The organism is Pseudoalteromonas lipolytica, assembly GCF_003515105.1.
Taxonomy (GTDB): Bacteria; Pseudomonadota; Gammaproteobacteria; order Enterobacterales; family Alteromonadaceae; genus Pseudoalteromonas; species Pseudoalteromonas lipolytica.
Genome location: NZ_CP032091.1, coordinates 189,213 through 208,801 on the forward strand (window position 1 = coordinate 189,213; position 19,589 = coordinate 208,801).

Annotated in this window: 16 protein-coding genes; 9 read left to right on the plus strand and 7 right to left on the minus strand. The window is 42.1% G+C overall.

Features of this window, described 5'->3' with window-relative positions:
• The first annotated feature begins 292 nt into the window (after positions 1-292).
• On the plus strand, positions 293-3,082 hold the full coding sequence (locus D0907_RS17145) for a TonB-dependent receptor (RefSeq protein WP_118844897.1): 2,790 nt from the start codon (positions 293-295) through the stop codon (positions 3,080-3,082).
• A 70-nt stretch (positions 3,083-3,152) separates the two neighbouring features.
• Positions 3,153-3,569: a GNAT family N-acetyltransferase gene (locus D0907_RS17150; RefSeq protein WP_036971928.1), complete on the plus strand. Its 417-nt coding sequence runs from the start codon at positions 3,153-3,155 to the stop codon at positions 3,567-3,569.
• Between the two features lie 40 nt (positions 3,570-3,609).
• Here the strand turns inward: D0907_RS17150 and minE are convergent, their stop codons facing one another.
• From minE to minC, 3 genes are read right to left on the minus strand one after another with little or no spacing between them, the layout of a single operon-like run.
• Positions 3,610-3,873 carry a cell division topological specificity factor MinE gene (gene minE, locus D0907_RS17155; RefSeq protein WP_036971927.1) on the minus strand — a complete coding sequence of 88 codons (264 nt, stop codon included), beginning with the start codon at positions 3,871-3,873 and terminating at the stop codon, positions 3,610-3,612.
• A 1-nt stretch (position 3,874) separates the two neighbouring features.
• Positions 3,875-4,684, minus strand: coding sequence for a septum site-determining protein MinD (minD, locus tag D0907_RS17160; RefSeq protein ID WP_036971926.1), 810 nt, complete (start codon positions 4,682-4,684; stop codon positions 3,875-3,877).
• A gap of 5 nt (positions 4,685-4,689) precedes the next feature.
• A complete protein-coding gene (gene minC / locus D0907_RS17165; RefSeq protein WP_036971924.1) occupies positions 4,690-5,394 on the minus strand; it encodes a septum site-determining protein MinC in 705 nt (234 codons plus the stop codon).
• Positions 5,395-5,550: 156 nt separating this feature from the next.
• On the opposite strand from minC, the gene D0907_RS17170 reads away from it, so the two are divergent.
• Together D0907_RS17170 and D0907_RS17175 are read left to right on the plus strand one after the other, a co-directional pair.
• Complete coding sequence (locus tag D0907_RS17170; protein WP_036971922.1) at positions 5,551-5,832, plus strand: YcgL domain-containing protein; 282 nt, start codon at positions 5,551-5,553, stop codon at positions 5,830-5,832.
• Positions 5,825-6,850, plus strand: a complete 1,026-nt coding sequence (locus tag D0907_RS17175) for a lytic murein transglycosylase (protein WP_118844898.1) — start codon at positions 5,825-5,827, stop codon at positions 6,848-6,850. Before D0907_RS17170 ends, D0907_RS17175 begins: the two co-directional genes overlap by 8 nt.
• Before the next feature lie 252 nt (positions 6,851-7,102).
• Here the strand turns inward: D0907_RS17175 and D0907_RS17180 are convergent, their stop codons facing one another.
• The gene (locus D0907_RS17180; RefSeq protein WP_118845272.1) at positions 7,103-7,657 is read right to left on the minus strand and encodes a GbsR/MarR family transcriptional regulator; all 555 of its coding nucleotides are present in this window, start codon (positions 7,655-7,657) and stop codon (positions 7,103-7,105) included.
• Positions 7,658-7,907: 250 nt separating this feature from the next.
• Between D0907_RS17180 and adhP the strand changes: the two genes are divergently transcribed.
• Entirely contained in the window at positions 7,908-8,918 is a 1,011-nt protein-coding gene (gene adhP, locus D0907_RS17185; protein ID WP_118844899.1) for an alcohol dehydrogenase AdhP, read from the plus strand.
• A 71-nt stretch (positions 8,919-8,989) separates the two neighbouring features.
• Here the strand turns inward: adhP and D0907_RS17190 are convergent, their stop codons facing one another.
• Positions 8,990-11,401, minus strand: coding sequence for a TonB-dependent receptor (locus tag D0907_RS17190; protein ID WP_118844900.1), 2,412 nt, complete (start codon positions 11,399-11,401; stop codon positions 8,990-8,992).
• A 194-nt stretch (positions 11,402-11,595) separates the two neighbouring features.
• Positions 11,596-12,864 carry a Xaa-Pro dipeptidase gene (locus tag D0907_RS17195; RefSeq protein WP_118844901.1) on the minus strand — a complete coding sequence of 423 codons (1,269 nt, stop codon included), beginning with the start codon at positions 12,862-12,864 and terminating at the stop codon, positions 11,596-11,598.
• 147 nt (positions 12,865-13,011) lie between these two features.
• Here D0907_RS17195 and D0907_RS17200 point away from each other — a divergent pair, with 147 nt between their 5' ends.
• The 3 genes from D0907_RS17200 (at position 13,012) to D0907_RS17210 (ending at position 15,932) form a co-directional block, all read left to right on the plus strand.
• Entirely contained in the window at positions 13,012-14,835 is a 1,824-nt protein-coding gene (locus tag D0907_RS17200; protein ID WP_118844902.1) for a DUF885 domain-containing protein, read from the plus strand.
• A gap of 78 nt (positions 14,836-14,913) precedes the next feature.
• Positions 14,914-15,411 carry a YcgN family cysteine cluster protein gene (locus tag D0907_RS17205; RefSeq protein WP_036971911.1) on the plus strand — a complete coding sequence of 166 codons (498 nt, stop codon included), beginning with the start codon at positions 14,914-14,916 and terminating at the stop codon, positions 15,409-15,411.
• Entirely contained in the window at positions 15,411-15,932 is a 522-nt protein-coding gene (locus tag D0907_RS17210) for an RNA methyltransferase (RefSeq protein WP_036971908.1), read from the plus strand. The genes D0907_RS17205 and D0907_RS17210 overlap by 1 nt, the downstream gene beginning before the upstream one ends.
• Positions 15,933-15,962: 30 nt before the next feature.
• Here D0907_RS17210 and D0907_RS17215 read toward each other — a convergent pair whose 3' ends face one another.
• Positions 15,963-17,699 (minus strand): hypothetical protein, encoded by a 1,737-nt coding sequence (locus tag D0907_RS17215; protein ID WP_118844903.1) that lies wholly within the window; start codon positions 17,697-17,699, stop codon positions 15,963-15,965.
• A gap of 182 nt (positions 17,700-17,881) precedes the next feature.
• Here D0907_RS17215 and D0907_RS17220 point away from each other — a divergent pair, with 182 nt between their 5' ends.
• Positions 17,882-19,576 (plus strand): M1 family metallopeptidase, encoded by a 1,695-nt coding sequence (locus tag D0907_RS17220; protein ID WP_244223167.1) that lies wholly within the window; start codon positions 17,882-17,884, stop codon positions 19,574-19,576.
• Positions 19,577-19,589 lie beyond the last annotated feature (13 nt).

Here is a 19,589-nt window from a genome sequence, read left to right on the forward strand (position 1 = left end):
AGTTGGTTGTTTTTGTTTTTTTAATTGGTTTTGTTCATGGAATTACTATAGAAACTATGGGGTTACTATAAAGCAGAATATAAAAAAAAGAATATAAAATATTCCATACGCCGATTTTGTCATATCTGTCACCGAATTTTTATTATCACTTTTTAATCACTCACCCTATTCTGAGTTTGAGTTTTACAAGCTGTTAACTCCCAATAATCAGTTTCAAAACGACAACAATAAAGTGCTTTTGTAAGCAGTTTAGTCTTACAAGCATAAGCAGAACACACAACTGGAGAAAGGCATGGGCACGCAAAGAGCAATAAAAAGAAAAGGGCAAGGACGGCATTTTAAACGCAATGCAATTTTGCTTTCATTACTCGCGGCGGTTAATACAACTTACGCAGCAGAGCAAGCTGAAGAGGATGTTGAAGTAATTGAAGTGCGAGGTATACGATCTTCAACGGCAGAAAATTTAGCAATTAAACGTTTATCAGCTGCCACGGTTGATGCAATTACAGCCGAAGATATTGGTAAGTTTCCTGACAAAAACGTCGCGGACTCATTACAGCGTGTATCGGGCGTGCTGATTGACCGTGATGGCGGGGAAGGCAGTCGAGTGAGTATTCGTGGTACTTCACCTGATTGGACACTCACGCAATTAAACGGTAATTACATTGCATCATCTGGCTCGGGTACGCCCACGCGAAGTTTTAATTACACATTACTGCCTTCGAGTATGATCAAAAGCGTTGAAGTATATAAAAGTGCAGAGGCACGAATCGATGAAGGAGGCATAGGTGGTACTGTCATTTTACACACACGTAAGCCACTCGAAATGGAAGCAAACTCGGGCGCATTAAGTGCTGAATTAACTTATGATGATGTGTCCGAAGATACTAAGCCGCAAGTAAATGTGCTGTATTCATGGAAAAATGATGACGAAAACATAGGTGTATTAGCAGGCTTTACACGTCAAGACCGCACCGTGACAACAATTACTAATAATGCCTCACACTGGCGTTTTCACTCAGATACAGTTGAGGGTGCAGAACGCCCTGCGTTGGTCGACCAGGCAACTGGTGAAGTGTACAACAATGTCTGGGCACCTCGTGCTATGAGTGTGAATAACTCAAATCAAGACCGCACTCGGGATGGTTATCAAGTCGCAGTACAATGGGCTCCAAGTGACAGACTTGATCTAAACTTTAACTATTTTGGTGCCAAGTTAGGCTATGACCAAACAGGGCAAAGCATTACATTTGCGGAGTGGAATGATAACCATAATCCGTATTACGGTATTGTTCTTGATGGCGATACAGTTATCGCGTACGGCAATGGCGACAACGGCTTACTCAATGATAATAACTTGGGTGATGCTGATGTAAACGGGGGTGTGCCTGTTCGTCGTGGTTTGTTGTCGCCACAATTAACTGGGCGTGAGCGTTTTGGCGAGTCAAAATCAAACACCTACGATTTCGAAGGCACTTATTATGGTGATACTTACAGCGTTACAGTTAAGCTTGGACACACAGAAGCTGAAGGCGGAACGTCAAAAGAAACGTACGCAAATATTGATGCGCGCCAAGGCTCTGTAAATAGCTGGTTATGGTCAATTGAGAATGGTAAGCCGCATTATGAGGTATCCACTGATTTGGCAACCGATAAAGAAGCATATCAATACTATGATTGGTTTGATTCATATTCATCAGAAAATGAAGATTCAGAAGATTACCTTCAAAGCGATGTAAAATTTGATCTTGATGGCAGCTTTTTCACTCGTTTCTATGTGGGTGCGAAATACAGAGATCACGAGATTAAAGGGATTCGTAATGATTTTCGTTGGGATGACGGCATAGCTGATAATGGTGGTTACCGTGGCTATTTACCAGGAACAGAGTGGTTTCATAACCCAGATTTTCATCCAGATCCGGCGACGCTTGTAAGTGACCATGTTGTTGATAATAGTGCTGGTGATACAGGTGCATTCAACTTTTTAGCGTTTGATTTTAATGCGCTTGATGATTATCTAAAGCAAAATTTCAGTCAAACAGTGATGCCAAGTCTATCAGGCACCTATGCGCTTGAAGAAAAAATATGGTCTGTTTACTCTCAAGCTGATTTCGAGTGGCAAAACTTGCGAGGTAATGTAGGGGTCCGCTATGTAAACACTAAGCTTAGCACCCTTACATACGACGACGTCATTGGCCAAGATGATGATGATACAGATCCAAATGAGCGCAGTAGTGATGGCAGTGAAGTATTACCTAGCTTTAACTTAGCATGGGATGCAACCGAAGACCTCGTCGTCCGTTTTGCGGCCGCACGTACTATGGCAAGGGTAAGTTATTCTGACTTAAGTCAAGCGGAGTCATACGGACCACCCGTTAACATTAACTCACCAGATTCATGGACTGGTAGAGGTACAGGAACCTCTGTAAATACCGGCCTTGAGCCAATGCTTTCTGATCAATTCGACTTAGGAATTGAGTGGTATTACGGTGATGGTTCGGCGCTTGGTGCTACTTTGTTCTCTAAAGATATCTCTAACTTACCGATTTCGACTGTTGAAATTGTAGAACGTGAACACGATTGCTGTAATGGGCCGATCGAAGTAGAAATGAACACCAAAGTGGGTGGTGGGGATGCGAAATCTGAAGGTTTAGAGCTGTTCTTCCAACACTCGTTTGATAACGGCTTTGGTATTTTAACTAACTATACCTACACAGATACCAGCACTAGCGAAGTATCGACGGATGGGCAAAAAACAGAGGCTGAAATTCCGGGTACAGCTAAGCACCAATACAATGTTTCTGTGTACTTTGAAAATGACGACTTTAGCGTTCGAGCTTCGTATAACTGGAAAGATGATCGTGCAAACGGTATTCACCAGGGCTACAACTTATACACTAAAGACTATGGTCAGTTAGATGTGAATGCATCTTACAACCTGACTGATGCGTTGTCATTTACAGCGTCGGTGGTAAACCTAACAGAAGAAATTGAAGAAGGTTATTGGAAGCAAAGTAATCGATTTACCTATAACCAATATTCAGGTCGCCGTTTTTACCTGGGTGCAAACTATAACTTCTAGCAGAAAGTTGTTTGTTAAACGCCAAAAAGGTACCTTACTTAAGGTACCTTTTTTGTTGTAAGGACATGCAGTGATAAAATTTATAAAAGCGACAGTTCTAGACAAGCCTTACTTGCTCACCTTACGCTTAAATACCATGGTTGAGCATTTAGAAAAGCAAGGTTTGTTCTTATCTATTGAGCAACATCAAGCACGCGTAGCAGAGCATTTTGAGCACAGTCATTTAGTCTTTGCAGAGGCACAATGTGTAGGTCTTGCTAAGTTTACTAGAGAACAAGATCACATAAACTTACTGCAGTTACAAATAGAGCCAACAGAGCAAGGGAAGGGGTTAGGAACAAAGGTGTTACATGCGCTAAAAAATGAAGCGAATGTAATTAACTTAACCGTTCTTAAAGCAAATCCCGCATATGGGCTTTATCAACGGGCAGGTTTTAAAACCATAGGCGAGGACGACTACGAGTTTCATATGCAGTGGCAGAAATAAAAAAGGGCGCTGTTATCTATAACATGGCGCCCAATTTTGACTATTTCTTTTCTTCGTCAGGTAAAGTGACGTTAAGCTCAAGGACCGCTAAATCATCTTCGTTTTGGTCAAATTGAACCTGAACTGCATCAGTGCTTACGTTCACGTATTTACGAATAACATCAAGGATGTCTTGTTTTAGCTGTGGTAGGTAATCAGGCGTACCACGCTGTGAACGTTCGTGTGCGACAATGATCTGCAATCGCTCTTTTGCAAGTGACGCACTGCTTTTCTTTTCTGAGCGGAAGTAGTCAAGTAAAGACACATTAACCTCCAAAAATCCGTTTGAACAAGCCTTTTTTCTCTACATCTAAAAAGCGAAAATCAACTGTTTCACCTAGCAGGCGATTAATTGCATCTGTGTACGCTTGGCCCGCATCAGATTCAGAATCTAAGATCACAGGTTGACCAGAGTTCGATGCACTTAATACCGCTTGTGATTCAGGAATAACACCTAATAGTTTAATTGCAAGAATTTCTTGTACATCTTCAACTGATAGCATCTCGCCTTTTTCAACACGCTCTGGGTTGTAACGCGTTAATAGTAAGTGTTCTTTTACGCTTTCAAGGCCTTCTTCAGCACGCTTAGACTTGCTGTGTAAGATACCTAAGATACGGTCTGAATCTCGAACCGACGATACCTCTGGGTTGGTAGTAACAATTGCTTCATCAGCAAAGTACATTGCCATCATGGCACCCGCTTCGATACCCGCAGGTGAATCACAGACAATGTAATCAAAATCTTTTTTCAGCTCGTTTAGAACGCGTTCAACACCTTCACGGGTTAGGGCGTCTTTATCACGGGTTTGTGAAGCAGGTAAGATAAAGAGTTTATCAACACGTTTATCTTTAATTAGAGCCTGATTTAGGTTTGACTCGCCATTAATAACGTTTACAAAGTCATAAACAACACGGCGTTCACAACCCATGATAAGGTCTAGATTACGCAAACCAATATCAAAGTCGATAATAACGGTTTTAAAGCCTTTAAGTGCTAAACCTGTGCCAATTGCAGCACTCGATGTGGTTTTACCAACACCACCTTTACCAGAAGTAACGACAATTACTTTTGCCATGAGATTTATCCTTTAACCAAAGCTGAAATTTCTAATGAATCATTTTTTTGTTGGATTTGTACGGCATTACCCCAGTGTTCACCTTGTAGGGAGTCGCTGATCCAATAACTGCCATTAATAGAAACAAGTTCTGCTTCTAATTTTTGGCAAAATATTTGTGCCTCGTTGTAACCTTTAGCCCCCGCAATTGCACGGCCGCGTAATGTGCCATAAATATGCACATTACCATCGCTTATGACTTCAGCGCCGTGGCTTACAGCCCCAATAACAATAAGGTCGCGGTCTTTTGCATACACTTGCTGCCCTGAGCGCACCGTGCCATGAATGACTTGTGCTGGAAGGTGAACAGTTTTTTCAACGATAGACGTATTTGTTTGTTGTTTAGCGGTTGCTCCCTTAACGTCCTGTGAATAGTTCAAGACCGATAAGCCCGCTGCTTTTGCGTTTTCGTTTTGTTCTTGCGTGCCATTACACACACCGACAGGATTAAACGATAAGCTTGTTAACATAGACTTTAAAAACGAGAAATCAAGCGCTTCATCTTGTACGTCGCTTAAGTTGATTACGATAGGCGCACCGGCAAAAAACTTAGGTGCTTGGGCGATTTTCTCATCTAACTGCTTACTTAAAAGAGAGGTATCTGCTGAAAATAAATGTAAAACAGATAATGTAAAGAGGTTCCCTTTTAATTCAAAAATTTGTTCCGACATACACGCTCAATTGAATTTTCTTGGTTAGTCGTATTTACAGATAAACGCAGGCTGAACAAGGCTTATACAGTAAAAATCTAACCTAATTTTTATAACTTATTATTTGACTCATGTTATAGTGTGCGCCTTCGTTAAGCAAGATATTATAGGGTCATAATGCTAACTGCGGTGTATAAAAGTAAGAAAAAAGCGGATACCTACCTTTTTGTAGAGAAAAGAGAGGATTTTAGTCGAGTCCCAGACGCTTTATTAGCGACATTTGGCCAGCCTCATTATGTGATGATGATCAATCTTGCTAGCCGTAAAAAGTTAGGTGTTGCAGATTTAGAGGCGGTTAAGCAAGCGTTAATTGAGCACGGTTTCTACTTACAACTACCTCCGCCGGAAGAAAACCTGCTGACCGAATTTAAAAAAGACAAGGGAGCTGATAGTGATTAAAAAACTTGCCGTTATTTTATTAAGTGCCTCGTTGAGCACATCTGTACTGGCAGAACAAAAAACACAAGCCGATTTTGATTTATATGTTGCCGCATTAAAAAAAGAAGCGCTTGAAAAAGGTTACGACCAAGCACTGCTTGACCAAGCCTTTGCAACGGCTAAATTCAAAGAAAAAGTAATCTCGGCAGATAAAAATCAGCCAGAAGTAAAAGAAACACTAGAAACCTATCTACCAAAACGTGTGCCGCAATGGAAAATTGATCGCGCGCGTAAATTGTATAAAGAAAACCAAGACGTTCTCGAAAAAGTAGCGAAAGAATATGGCGTTCAAGCACGCTTTATTGTTGCACTTTGGGGCCTTGAAAGTAATTTCGGTAAAATTCAAGGTGGACACAGCGTGATTGCATCACTCGTGACACTTGCATTTGATGGCCGCCGCGAAACCATGTACAAAAATCAACTTTGGGCTGCACTTGATATCTTAAAAGAGGGGCATATTACCCTTGATAAGTTCAAAGGCTCATGGGCAGGTGCAATGGGGCAAACGCAGTTTATGCCAACCTCATTTAATTCTTATGCGGTTGATTACAATGGTGATGGTCGCAAGGATATTTGGACAACCGAAGAAGATGCCTTCGCCTCTATTGCAAATTACCTTAAGCAAGCAGGGTGGAACGATGACTTAACGTGGGGTCGCCAAGTTAAATTACCGGAAGACTTTGATAACGCAAATATTCTTAAACGTGGCACTAAAACGCGCAGTCAATGGCTTGAATATTGGAAAGAGTCAGAGCGCAGTCTAGCTGACTGGCAAGCATTAGGTGTTCGTAAAATGGATGGTAGTGACTTACCAAACGTGGACATTACTGCCGCGATGGTGATGCCGGATGACGTGAACGGCCGTATGTATCTAGCCTACGATAACTACAAAGCACTCATGCATTGGAATCGCTCGTATTACTTTGCAACCAGTGTGGGTTACTTATCAGATCGTATCGGTTACCCAGCGATTAAGTAACTTATTGTTATTAACTGTTAGGCTTAGTTTTAACTGAGCCTGACGGTTTATTGCCTCCTTACTAGATTACTCCCTGTGCAATGAAAGAACATTAAGTGCAGTTTTGATTATTCGTTCAAAATCCACTAAAACATGACCTGAAAAGAACGCCCGAAACAAGTATCACGCCTACATTATTAAACCCGTAGGAACGGCTTCAGCCGTGAATCTCAAATGTTCGGCGTTAAAACGCCTCCTACAAACTGGCAAATTTTACTCTTTTCCAGGTTTCTTCAAAATCTTATCTTTAAAATCCAGTACTTTACCAATACCAGATCCAAGCTTCATGAGACTTTGTAGTTGCTCTGGACTTAAGCGTTGTAACTCTGCTGACCATTTAGTAACGGTTTCGAGTAGATCGTGGATTTCTTGCATTTGCTGTTGCGCAAAGCGTTCATCGTCGGTGTGGGCTTGTTCTAGTAGGTTATCGCGAAGCAAACTTAGAGTTGGATCAATTTCGCGCTTTTTGCGCTCTTCAAATACACGGTTTGCCATATCCCAAATACTGCCAGCTGGGCCATAGTACTCTTTACGGTCGCCCGGAATATGGTGCACTTTAATTAAGCGCCAAGACTGAAGCTCTTTTATGCCCATGCTTACGTTTCCGCGTGAGATACTTAACGTATCGGCAATTTCGTTGGCGGTCATCGGCTCTTTTGTAATGGTTAATAAACCACACATTTGGCCAATAGTGCGATTAAAGCCCCAACGGCTTCCCATTTCACCACAGTGCATTACAAAGGCTACGTTTTTTTCAGATAGGCTCATAATTTTCATTGTTCAAAAACTTCAGAAATTAAATGCTAGCACGCCATGGGTATAACTAAAAGAAATAGCCACTATTGATTGTATTGCGACTAAAGTTTGAGTTGTCACCAATGCAGGTATATCTAGCTGAATGTATTAATTTATTTTTATAACTCCAGTAAAAATGTATGGCTTGATGTGGATCAATAACAGTGACAATTAATCTGTTTATCGTATACGCTGAAACCCAATAATACCATGGAGGAACGTTATGAAAGCCGCAGTAAATAAAGAGTACAAAGGTAAATTAAGCATCGAAGACATCCCATGTCCAGACATTGGTGTCAACGATGTACTTGTCAAAATTGCCGCGTGTGGTGTGTGCCACACTGATTTACATGCATGTCATGGGGATTGGCCTGTAAAACCTAAAATGCCATTGGTGCCTGGCCACGAAGGGGTCGGGACTATCGAAAAAGTGGGTGACAATATTAAACATTTAGCCGTGGGTGACCGTGTTGGGGTGCCTTGGCTTTACAGTGCCTGTGGCCACTGTGAGTTTTGCTTAGAAGGCAAAGAAACATTATGTCTTGAGCAGCACAACACAGGTTATTCGGTAGATGGTGGTTACGCCGAGTACTGTGTAGCTCATGGCGATTATGTGGTTAAAATTCCTGACGGATTAGGTTTTTCAGAAGCAGCACCTTTGTTTTGTGCAGGGGTCACAACCTATAAAGCACTCAAAGTAACAGGTGCTAAAGCCGGTGACTGGGTGGCCATTGTTGGTGTGGGCGGTTTAGGTCATTTAGCCGTGCAATATGCAAAAGCAATGGGTTTTAATGTGATTGCAGTTGATACGGGTGAAAGCAAACTGAATCTTGCCAAAGAACTCGGTGCAGACATTACCATTGATTTTATGAAGCAAGTACCAAGCGAGACTATCTTTGAGCAAGTCGGTGGTGCGCATGGAGTAGTGTGCACTGCGGTATCAAAACCAGGTTTTGAGCAAGCTTATAAAAGTGTGCGCCGTGGCGGTAAATGCGTGCTTGTAGGGTTACCCCCAGAAGACATGCCATTGCCTATTTTTGATACGGTACTGAACGGTGTATCGGTAGTTGGCTCAATAGTGGGCACGCGTAAAGATTTACAAGAGTGTCTCGACTTTGCCGCAAAAGGCAAAGTTAAAGCCATTATTGAAGAAAAACGCCTTGAAGATATCAATGAGATTTTTGACGACATGCTAAAAGGCGATATTACGGGTCGTATCGTGATGACGTTTTAATAACGAGTGAGCGGTTATTAAACAAGCGCGACTAGGTTGGGTCGCGCTTGTTTAGTTTTACCGGTAACTACTTATAACGTATAACTAAACGTTAATTTAGCATTGCGCTCTTCACCTGGCATACCGCCTAAGAACATTGCTTTTGAGTAATACGTTTTGTTAAACAAATTGTTTAAGTTTAACTGTAGTTTCCACTCATCTGTTTGGTATTGAATTGCGGCATCGTAAACCGTGTAACTAGGTACGTAACCATCTGGAATACCAAACGAGGTTGAATGTGTACTGCGGTCATCAACATATTGAATTCCTGCACTTATCGTTAGTGGCTGAGCTAAATTAAACCACTGAGCATCGTAGCTTAACCAACTACTTGCCGTGACATAAGGTACCCCTTTTTGACGCGAATCAAAGCTTGATGAATTTGGGTTTTGTTTATCACGGGCATCCTGATAGACACCATTGATGTTAAGTTGCCATTGCTCATTTAAATCCGCATTTAAATCAAGCTCAACACCTTTTGTTTGCTCTTCACCATCATAAAAGCTCTTTGGTATAGAAGCATCAGACACGCCGGCTTCATAATCTGGGTTTGCATACTCTAGGTTGGTACGGGCACTGTCAAAAATGACCAATGATGCCAATAGTTGATCATCAAAGGCCTTTACACGCATGCCAATATCGTTACTGATAGACTCGGCATCATCACGGTCAGCTTCGTTACCCGTTACACTACCTAACACGCTATACGCTGTGCGGCCTTTCGAGTGATTTACAAAGAACGAAATATCGTCGTTTAGTTTATATGTCGCACCTAGGTTGTAGGTCATACCGCTGTCTGAAGTATCTGCTTCTGGTGTTGGCTCTGCGGCGCTTGCACGGTAACGAGGGTCAACGCCAAAATGCTGATAACTTTGTTTAATGCGATTAAACGCGACACCCACACGCGTGGTAAAGGTGTCATGAATATAGGCAACATGCTGAATACCAACTCCCCACGCTTGCACTTCTTTGTTGTAGTCGCTGGTCTTTAGAGGATCGTAATCAGCAAAACTTCCCGCGCCCCAATTTGGCGTTCGAATATCAAAAATATACGGGAGTTGGCCTTGGTAAATAACCTCGCCTTGTTTATTTTTAATGACCTGATCGGCATCATAAATAGAGTATTGTTTAAAACGAATATCACGATCTTCGTAGTTGGCGTTAACGAGTAATTCGTTATCGATACCCGCAAAACTAAAGTCATAACGAAGATCTGCAAAGTATTGCCATGATTTTTCGTCTGCTTGCACTTGGCGATACTCTTGGCGACGCGCAGCAAAGGGATAAAGCACGTCATCAACAACTAACGGGGCGCGAGGGTCGGCATTGATCACACCATTACGATTCCAATACACATAGTTATACGCTCCAGTTTGACGCGCAAAACTTGATTCATAATTTCGGTATTGTAATTGTTGATTTAAAAATAAATTATCAGTAATAAAGTAGTTATGCGTTAACTTAAAGCGCAGTTCTTCGCCTTCGTTATCATTGGCCATCGGCGAAATAATGCCATTATGACCGAAGGTATACGGTGTTAGGCCATCATTTGCTGCGAGTGAATCTGCTAATTGCTGGCGTTGCTGATCTGTTAGTTGCAGCCCTTTTGCCGTTGCATCGTTAACTAAATCAGCAGCGGTGACTTCGCCAGCCGTTTTACCATTTACAGAGTCACTGTTAAAAATACGAATAGGGTGGCCAATCGAGTCAACAGCAATGGCGTCTTTGATATAAGCACCTGAAAGCATTATGTCTTGTTTGTCGCTAAGCACATATTTCAACGCCGCGTAAATTTCGTCACGGTCATCTTTTAAATCGCGATAGCCGTCACTGCGCGCTGTTTTTGCATTCACTCGGTACGCTAAATTATCCGTTAAAGCAGCTGTGCTATCAAAGCCCAACGCATAGCTGTCCCATTGGCCAAGTTCGGCACTAACGGTGTGTTTTTCAGTGAATTGTGGTTTCTTTTCAATAAGGTTGATAACACCACCGGCACTGCCCATTCCATACAAACCTGTGGCAGGGCCTTTAAGTACTTCAACCGATTCTACGTTAGTCATTGAGCGGGTAGGGTTAAAGGTGTTACCAAGGCCAGCACCACCGTACATGCCATCGTAGGTGTAGTTTGCGCCTAAACCACGGATCACTAAGTTATCACCAATGCCATAATTATTACCCGCCTGCGTTACACCGCTGATGTTACGTACCAAATCTTGTAAATTTGTGGCGCCTTGTGAATTTATAAGCGCTTGATCAACCACCACCACGGGGGCTGGTGTTTCCATTAAGGTCATGTTTGATTTTGTCGCAAGACCAGACTCAAGCACCACGCGATTTTGTTTGTCGTAGACGGTAATCCGTTCAACATCGTTTAAATCATTAGCGTTAACTGAAAAAGCGCTGATACAAGCAAGGGTTAAAACAGAGTATTTGTAAGTTGTCATTATAGAAAAGAAGTTAAAAATTTTCGGTAATGATAATGCGAGTGGTTTTCATTTCAAGTGTTATTTATCTAAAATGGGTAAATAATCGGTTTAGATACAATCAAATAACATTTTATAAATGGTTGGTTAACTTTTCGCTGGTAACAACAAGGAGAGGTGCTGGTTTCAATAAAATGAAACCAGCAAATTGGTGATTACTTATAAACAATGCCGTCTTTCATAACAAATTGCACGTTTTCAAGTACGGCAATGTCTTCAAGAGGGTTTCCTTTTACGGCGATAATATCGGCTAAAAAGCCATTTTTAATTTGGCCAAGTTTATCATCAACTTTCAGTAGCTTAGCACTATTAATGGTTGCTGATTGCAGTGCTTGTAATGGTGTCATACCAAATTCAACCATACGTGAAAACTGCTTCGCGTTATCGCCATGTGGGTAAATTGCAGCGTCGGTGCCGAACACCATGTTCACACCCGCTTTAACGGCGCGACTAAAGCTCTCACGTTGTTTTTTAGATACTTGACGCTCTTTATTTAGGTTTTCTTCATCAACACCGTTTTGCTCGCCAAAGGTCAGCGTGTATTCGGTATTATAAATATCCATTGAGAACCACGTACCGTGTTTTTTTGCAAGCTTAATTGCTTCGTCATCCACAAAGCTTACGTGTTCTACACTATCAACACCCGCTACAATGGCAGCTTTAATACCACTGGTGCCGTGAGCATGGGCAGCTACGGTTAAACCGCGCAAATGAGCTTCATCAACAATTGCATTCATTTCATCTTGCGTATATTGCTGAATACCCACTTTAGTACCTTTAGAGAAAACACCACCTGTGGCACAAAATTTAATGGCATTCGCACCGTATTTAATGTTTTCACGTACCTTAGCTCGGGCAGACCAAGGACCATCTGCAACACCTTCTGCGGTGTATTTCATTTCAGGTGGTAAACGGTTGTTATCACAATGGCCGCCAGTAACCCCGAGTGATGGGCCCGCAGCCCAAATACGTGGTCCGACAATATCACCTTCGTTAATACCGTCGCGCACCGCAATAACGCTATACCCTTCTGCGCCTAAGTTACGTAATGAAGTAAAACCAGCATACAGTGTTTTTTCGGCAAAATGGGCGGCTTTAATCGCTTTGCGCGGCACTGATTGACCAATTCGTGCACTACGAGGCACTGTAGGGTCGCTGGTCAAATGTACATGCATGTCCATTAAACCAGGCACAAGTGTGAGTTCTAATAATTGAATATGCTTATCGCCATCTTTTAAGCTAGGCTGTGTATTCGTCTGCACAGCCGTTATCTGACCATTTTCTATACTGATTAGTGGTGATTTAATCAATTTTCCTGAATTTACATCGACCATGGCTTTTGCCGATACGTAGGTTGTGGCGTAGGTATTTACAGAGGCTAAGCAGGCAAGACCTAAGCTAATCGCGAGAACTGTTTTTTTCATTTTTATTCAATATTGGTAAGTCGAAGTTTCACTTTACCAATCACGTTAGTGTGTGTAAATAAAGTGCGATAAGTTGCAGCGATACTTGCTAAACAGGGCGCTAAACCCGCATAATTTACGGGTACTTAATTTAAGGGCAGGGAAAGAATGAAAAACATAAAATTAGCACTACTTAGTTCAGCAGTGATGCTCGCATTAATGGGTTGTAATGAATCAACGCCAAAAAGCGAAACAACACCTACAACAGCAGCACAACCATCTGTAAAAACAGAATCAGCCAGCGTACAGCTGGATACATTACTGACCAATTATTTTGAAGACGGTTTACAATTCAACCCGATTGGTGGCACTTATATTGGCCGAAACGAGTTTAACGACGATTTTATTGCTCCGATCAATGAAGCCAATCGCAATGAGCAGCTTAACTTCATTAAAGAATATAAAAACAAACTGGCAAATATTGATAAGGCACAATTAACAGGCCAGTCTTTACTAAGCTATGAAATACTCGCTCGAGACTTGGATTTGGCTATTGAAGGGTCACAATTCCCAAGTCACTTAATGCCCATAAATCAAATGGGCGGCGCGCATAACACTTTTGCCGCGTTAGGGTCTGGGCAAAGCGCACAGCCTTTTAATACCGTTGAAGACTATAAAGCATTTGAAAAACGTGCAGATGGCTTTATCGCTTGGTTAGAGAGCGTTGAGCAATCAATGCGCCAAGGCATGAAAGACAAGGTGGTACTTCCTAAACCGCTTGCTGAAAAACTATTACCACAATTTCAAACACATATCGTAGAAAAACCAGAAGAGTCATTATTCTGGGGGCCGATTGCTCAGTTACCTGAGTCATTCAGCGACGAACAAAAAGAAGAGCTGACAAGTGCATACACCGCGATGATCAGTGAGCGTTTAGTGCCTGCGTATCAAAAAATGGCTGATTTCTTAGCGAACGAGTATATTCCAAACGCACGAGAAAGTATTGGTTACAGCGACTTACCAAATGGTAAAGCATGGTATGAGTATCAAATTAAGCAGCATACAACACTGAGCCTAAACGCTGATGAAATTCATGACATTGGTTTAAGTGAAGTATCACGCATTTTATCTGAGATGAAAAAAGTAAAAGAAGCCGTTGGTTTTGAAGGGGATTTAAAAGCGTTTTTTGAACACCTACGAACCTCTGATGAGTTTTACTACGACACCCCAGAAGCGCTGATTGCGGCTTATGAAGAAGTGAAAGAAAAAATTGACGCAAAGCTGCCGCAAATGTTTGATATTGCGCCGAAAGCGCCTTACGTTGTAAAAGCCGTTGAAGATTTCCGCGCAGAATCTGCTGCGGGGGCATCGTATCAATCACCTGCACCAGATGGCTCACGTCCGGGTATTTTTTACATCAATACGTTTAACTTAAAAGCACAGCCTAAGTTTTTACTTGAAACCTTATCAATTCATGAAGCGGCACCAGGACATCATTTCCAAATTGCGCTTCAACAAGAAATTGAAGGCTTACCGCTGTTTCGTAAATTTGGTGGGTACACCGTGTTTGCTGAGGGCTGGGCACTTTATGCAGAAAGCCTAGGTAAAGAGTTAGGTTTATTTACCGACCCTTACATGTGGTATGGCCGTTTATCTGACGAACAACTGCGAGCAATGCGCTTAGTACTCGACACGGGTTTCCACGCAAAAGGCTGGACTCGTCAGCAAGGTATTGATTACATGCTTGCGAATTCGTCGATGGCTGAAAGTGATATTATCGCTGAGGTTGAGCGCTATATCGCATGGCCAGGCCAAGCACTGTCTTACAAGTTAGGTCAGTTTAAAATTCAAGAACTACGCGATTATTGTAAGAAAGAACTGGGTGATAAGTTCGATATTAAAGCGTTCCATACGCAAATTCTGATCGATGGTGCATTACCGATGCCGATTCTTGAAGAGAAAATTAAGCGTTGGGTTAGCGAGCAAAAGTAATAGCTCTAGCACTCTAAACTTTGCGCGCATGCTGGCTTTAAGCTAGAATGCGCGCTGTTAGGGGCTTTGAGTAATACCATGTTAGAAGATAAATTTTGGCTTAAGCGCTCGCTTGAGCAAATGTCACGAGAAGAATGGGAAGCCATTTGTGACGGCTGTGGTAAATGTTGTTTAAACACATTTATTGACAGCGAAGACGAAGATGAATTCGCCGCAACAGATCAACTTCGCGAAGGTGAAGAGCTTATTTTCACGAATATCGTATGCCAATACCTTGATAACGATACCTGTGGCTGTAGTGAGTATGCTAATCGTCAAACTCTCGTGCCTTCATGTGTAAAGCTCACCAAAGAAAACCTAAAAGATATCTTCTTTATGCCTCAAAGTTGCAGCTACCGTCGTTTGCATGAAGGCCGTGGTCTTGCGTCTTGGCACCCATTGCTCCATGGTGGTAGCAAAGAAATGATGCACCAATTAGGTATTTCGGTGCGTGATAAAACGATAAAAGACTGTCATGTTGACCTCGACGACTTTGATTTATATGTTGCTGAATGGCCAACCATGGACATCGATTAATGACTACGCTAAAAGCATCGATTGGCCTTATAAACCCCAAAAGCCCAACCAACGTTGGCGGTGTATTACGCGCCGCAGGATGTTACGACGCCCAGCAGGTTTTTTTTACCGGCAGCCGTTATCTGCGTGCGAATAAGTACCACACTGATACCAAAAATGTGCTTGAGCATATCCCACTGACGCAAGTTGAAAGCCTTGAGCAAGCGAAGCCAGAAGGCGCAACAACGGTCGTTATAGAGCTTGTAGAAGGCGCCACGCCATTACCCGAATTTAAGCACCCAGAAAATGCGTTTTATGTGTTTGGACCCGAAGATGGTTCGGTCAGTAAAGACGTGCTGACATGGTGTGATGAAGTGGTTTATGTGCCTACCATTGGCTGCATGAATTTAGCTGCTACGTGTAATGTTGTGCTGTATGACAGGTTAGCCAAACTGGGTGGCATTGAAAGCTCAGACACGACTATTTTTAGCAGCCGCGATACTAATAACTCTTTAAAATGGCAGCAACAAAAAGAGCGCTAATGCGCTCTTCTCATTTATCAGTTTAAGCGATTACTTTTTAGTAATTTGTACGTTACTTTCAAGTCCTATGCCGTTGTCAGTAATGTCTGTGGCAAAATAGACACCTACGGGTTGGTCACGCAGGGCTTCAAGTTCAGCCATTTCTTCATTGGTTAACTGACCTGTTGCAGCAATCGTATCAAGTAACGGTAAAAGGATTTTTTGGATATCAAACGCCATATTCACAAACCCATTTTTTGTGACACTTTGCGCGTCTAATTCGTTTGCAATACGGGCTGATTGATCACCCGTGAAAATCACGATGTGATTACCTTTCATCGCCATTTTAATGTCAAAATTAAGCGGGACAGGCGAAGGAATATATTCATTAATGACTACAGCATCACCATTGGCCGGCAGTTTTATATTTGCAAGTGGTGGAACAAACCCCTGCGCAATTGAATATAAACCGTGTGCATCAGTGGCTGATAAAGTCACTAGGGCATCGAGGCTTTCAACTTGTGGGCCTTGAGTGTCATCAAGCGTAAATTTGGCATCTTGTACGCTTAAACTCATTCCTTGAACGCCATTTGCAAAACCCGAGACCATAGCAAGCCCCGCAGTGCTGACATCACGCATTTCATTTTGTAGAGCGACAATCGGGCCACACTTAAATTCGGCTGACTTCAATGCGCCAGTCAATGTATTGGCGAGTGGCAGTACTTTTGCAACATCAATCCCGTAAGCAACACTGAGCATTTGACCATCAAGCTGTGTGGTGTGTTTTGGCACAAAGCCACGCACGGCCTGCAGAGTATTTAGTAAGTCTTGGTCGGTACTTTGTAATACGGCTTTAACATCGAAATCGGCATAATCAGCTGTAATACGCGATTTTGTGGTACCCGATACGGTTGCGGGCCATTTTTGAGCAATGTAAGCGATATCAGCTTGACACTCGGGTGTTGAAATTGCGTCAAATGCATTGGCTTGTTGGGCTTTGTTGAGTAGTTCTGTGAGCATTTGGTGCAAACGCGAGTCTTCTTTACCCGTAATTGCATTGGCAATATGTTGGTGATCAACATAGCCAACTGAGTTGCCATCAAGTGAAAAAGTGCTAATTAACTCAGGCAGCTTTTTAGTATCAGCGAGTGACTTAGCTGGTTTTTCTATTCCAAGGGCAATGCGTAAGTCTTGATTGTTCGAAAGAGGGGTTGCTAGAGTTAATGTCGCCCAGTTGTTATGCGTCGACGCAATCAGGTCGATATTATCTAAGCCTTCAAGGCTAATGTTAAACCGTGTGTAGTCTACACCATCAAGTGTTTCGCTTGTGTAAGCAATACCTGCTTCGTCGGCAGATTGCTTAATGCTATTAATAATACTGCTTTGGTCAGCGACTTCAAAACGAACAATTGGCATTAAACCTTGCGCATACATCATTCCTTTATAGTCATCGCCAAACCCCCACATTGATTTAAACGCATCATAAGAGCTTAAAGACTGTTGATACTTTTCCATTAACGAAGCAAGAAATACAGCGTTTGGATCGCTGGTTTGTTTTAGCTCAGCAATAATAGGGGTGAAGTCGTTGGTGCCTTTCATTGCATCAGGCATAAGTGCAAAGTATTTGCTATACGGGAATGGCTTTAATTGCCCGTAAAACACGGCAGTATCTGCTGGCACATAGGCAAGCTCAGGTAAATCTACATCAACACTGGCTTTATTTTGTGAATACAACACCGCACCTGCAACAATTGCAACAGCACCAACAGCAAGAAGCTTATTATTCATAGCTTGAATTCCTTTTTCTTTAATTAGTTAAAAAACATACCATGATTACAAACCCTTCACCATATTTGCTTAATCAACAATGATAAGATTTTTGTAACAGGGTAATTCAACGCAAATCGCTGTATTACCTGTAAAGCTATGCGATAAAAGAAATAATAAAAATAATGAATGGAGAAGGTGTTTTGCAGGGTATTAATTTAATTAAATCAACAGCTGCTGCTGTTATAAGTGCAATTTTAGTGGGGTGCAGTACAAACCCATTACCCCTAGACCCTGTTATTGGTGACACAGGACTAGCGCTATCAGAGATTGCTATTAAGACTGATGTAACACATTACGATTTAGCACTTGAAGTCATACCAAATAAGAAACGATTAAAGGGGCTATCAAAAACCGACTTTACAATTTTAGCACCCACTCAGTTTGTCGAACTTAAACTGGATAGCCGATTTACTATTACCGCGATTACCTCACAAGATAAGCCACTTAACTTTAAACGCAATCAAGGTGTGATCACCATTGATTTAGGTGAACAAAAAGCGCCAGGGAGTGTCGCTACTGTGTCCGTTGCTTATGAAGGGCAACCACACATTGCTAAAAATGCACCATGGGATGGGGGTTTTGTTTTTTCACAAACCGAATCGGGTGAGCCATGGATTGCAACGGCAGTGCAAGGGGAAGGGTGTGACTTGTTCTGGCCTTGCAAAGATCATTTTGCAGACAAAGCCGATAGCATGCGTATTCGTTTAACTGTGCCAAATGGTTTAAGTGCAGTGAGTAATGGTGTACTGCAAAATATCACGCAACTGAGTGATAATAAGCAACAATTCGATTGGTTATTATCGGTGCCAGCAAGTGATTACAATATTGCGATTAATATTGGGCCCTATACGCGTATTCAAACAGAGTATACCAGTGTGAATGGCGCGACGGTGCCTATTGAGTTTTGGTCTCTCACACAAAATGAGCAAAAAGCACGCGAGCTTATCGACAATGATTTACGCCAGCAGGTGACGTTTTTTGAGAAAATGCTCGGACCCTATCCTTGGGGCGGTGAAAAGTTAGGCTTTGTTGAAACGCCACACTTAGGCATGGAGCATCAAACAGTCAATGCGTATGGCAAAAAGTATGCGCGTGATCCCAATGGATATGATTGGTTATTACAGCATGAGCTTGCCCATGAATGGTTTGGCAATTTAATGACCCACGAAAAGCTTAATGATGCATGGCTTCATGAGGGGTTTGGTTTTTATATGCAACCCAGTTACAGCTTATATAAATTTGGTGACGCAGCCTACAATCACAGTATGTATAAAGCCTATTTAGGTCTTAAAAACTGTGCGCCAGTTGTGCTTGAAGGTCAAATTACATCTGACCAAGCGTTTAACTCTGATATTTATGGTAAGGGTGGCTGGACACTGCATACTCTTCGCTGGCTTGTGGGTGAAGATGTATTTTGGCAAGCAACACGAGAGCTGCTTTACGGTGTGAATAACACCGCATCGTTAAGCTACCCAATTGCGCCTCGTTATCGCAACACCGACGAGTTTATTAGCATTGTTAATCGTTTAACAGGTAAAGACTATCAATGGTTTTTTGATGTGTATCTAAAGCAGGCTGAATTACCTGAGCTTGAAGTAACACAAACACCACATAACATTACGTTAAGTTGGAATACAGCCTCGTTAAAAGGGAATAAGTTTCCGATGCCGATCCCTGTGGAAATTAATGGAGAGTCGAACACCTATTACCCTAAAGAGGGTCGTATAAATATTGCCATTCAGCAAGGAGACCATGTTGTTATTGATCCGCAAATGAAAGTGCTTAGATATTTACCGATTATAGAAAAATGCTCGAATGAAGAGTCAAAGTTGTAACGAAGAAAATGAA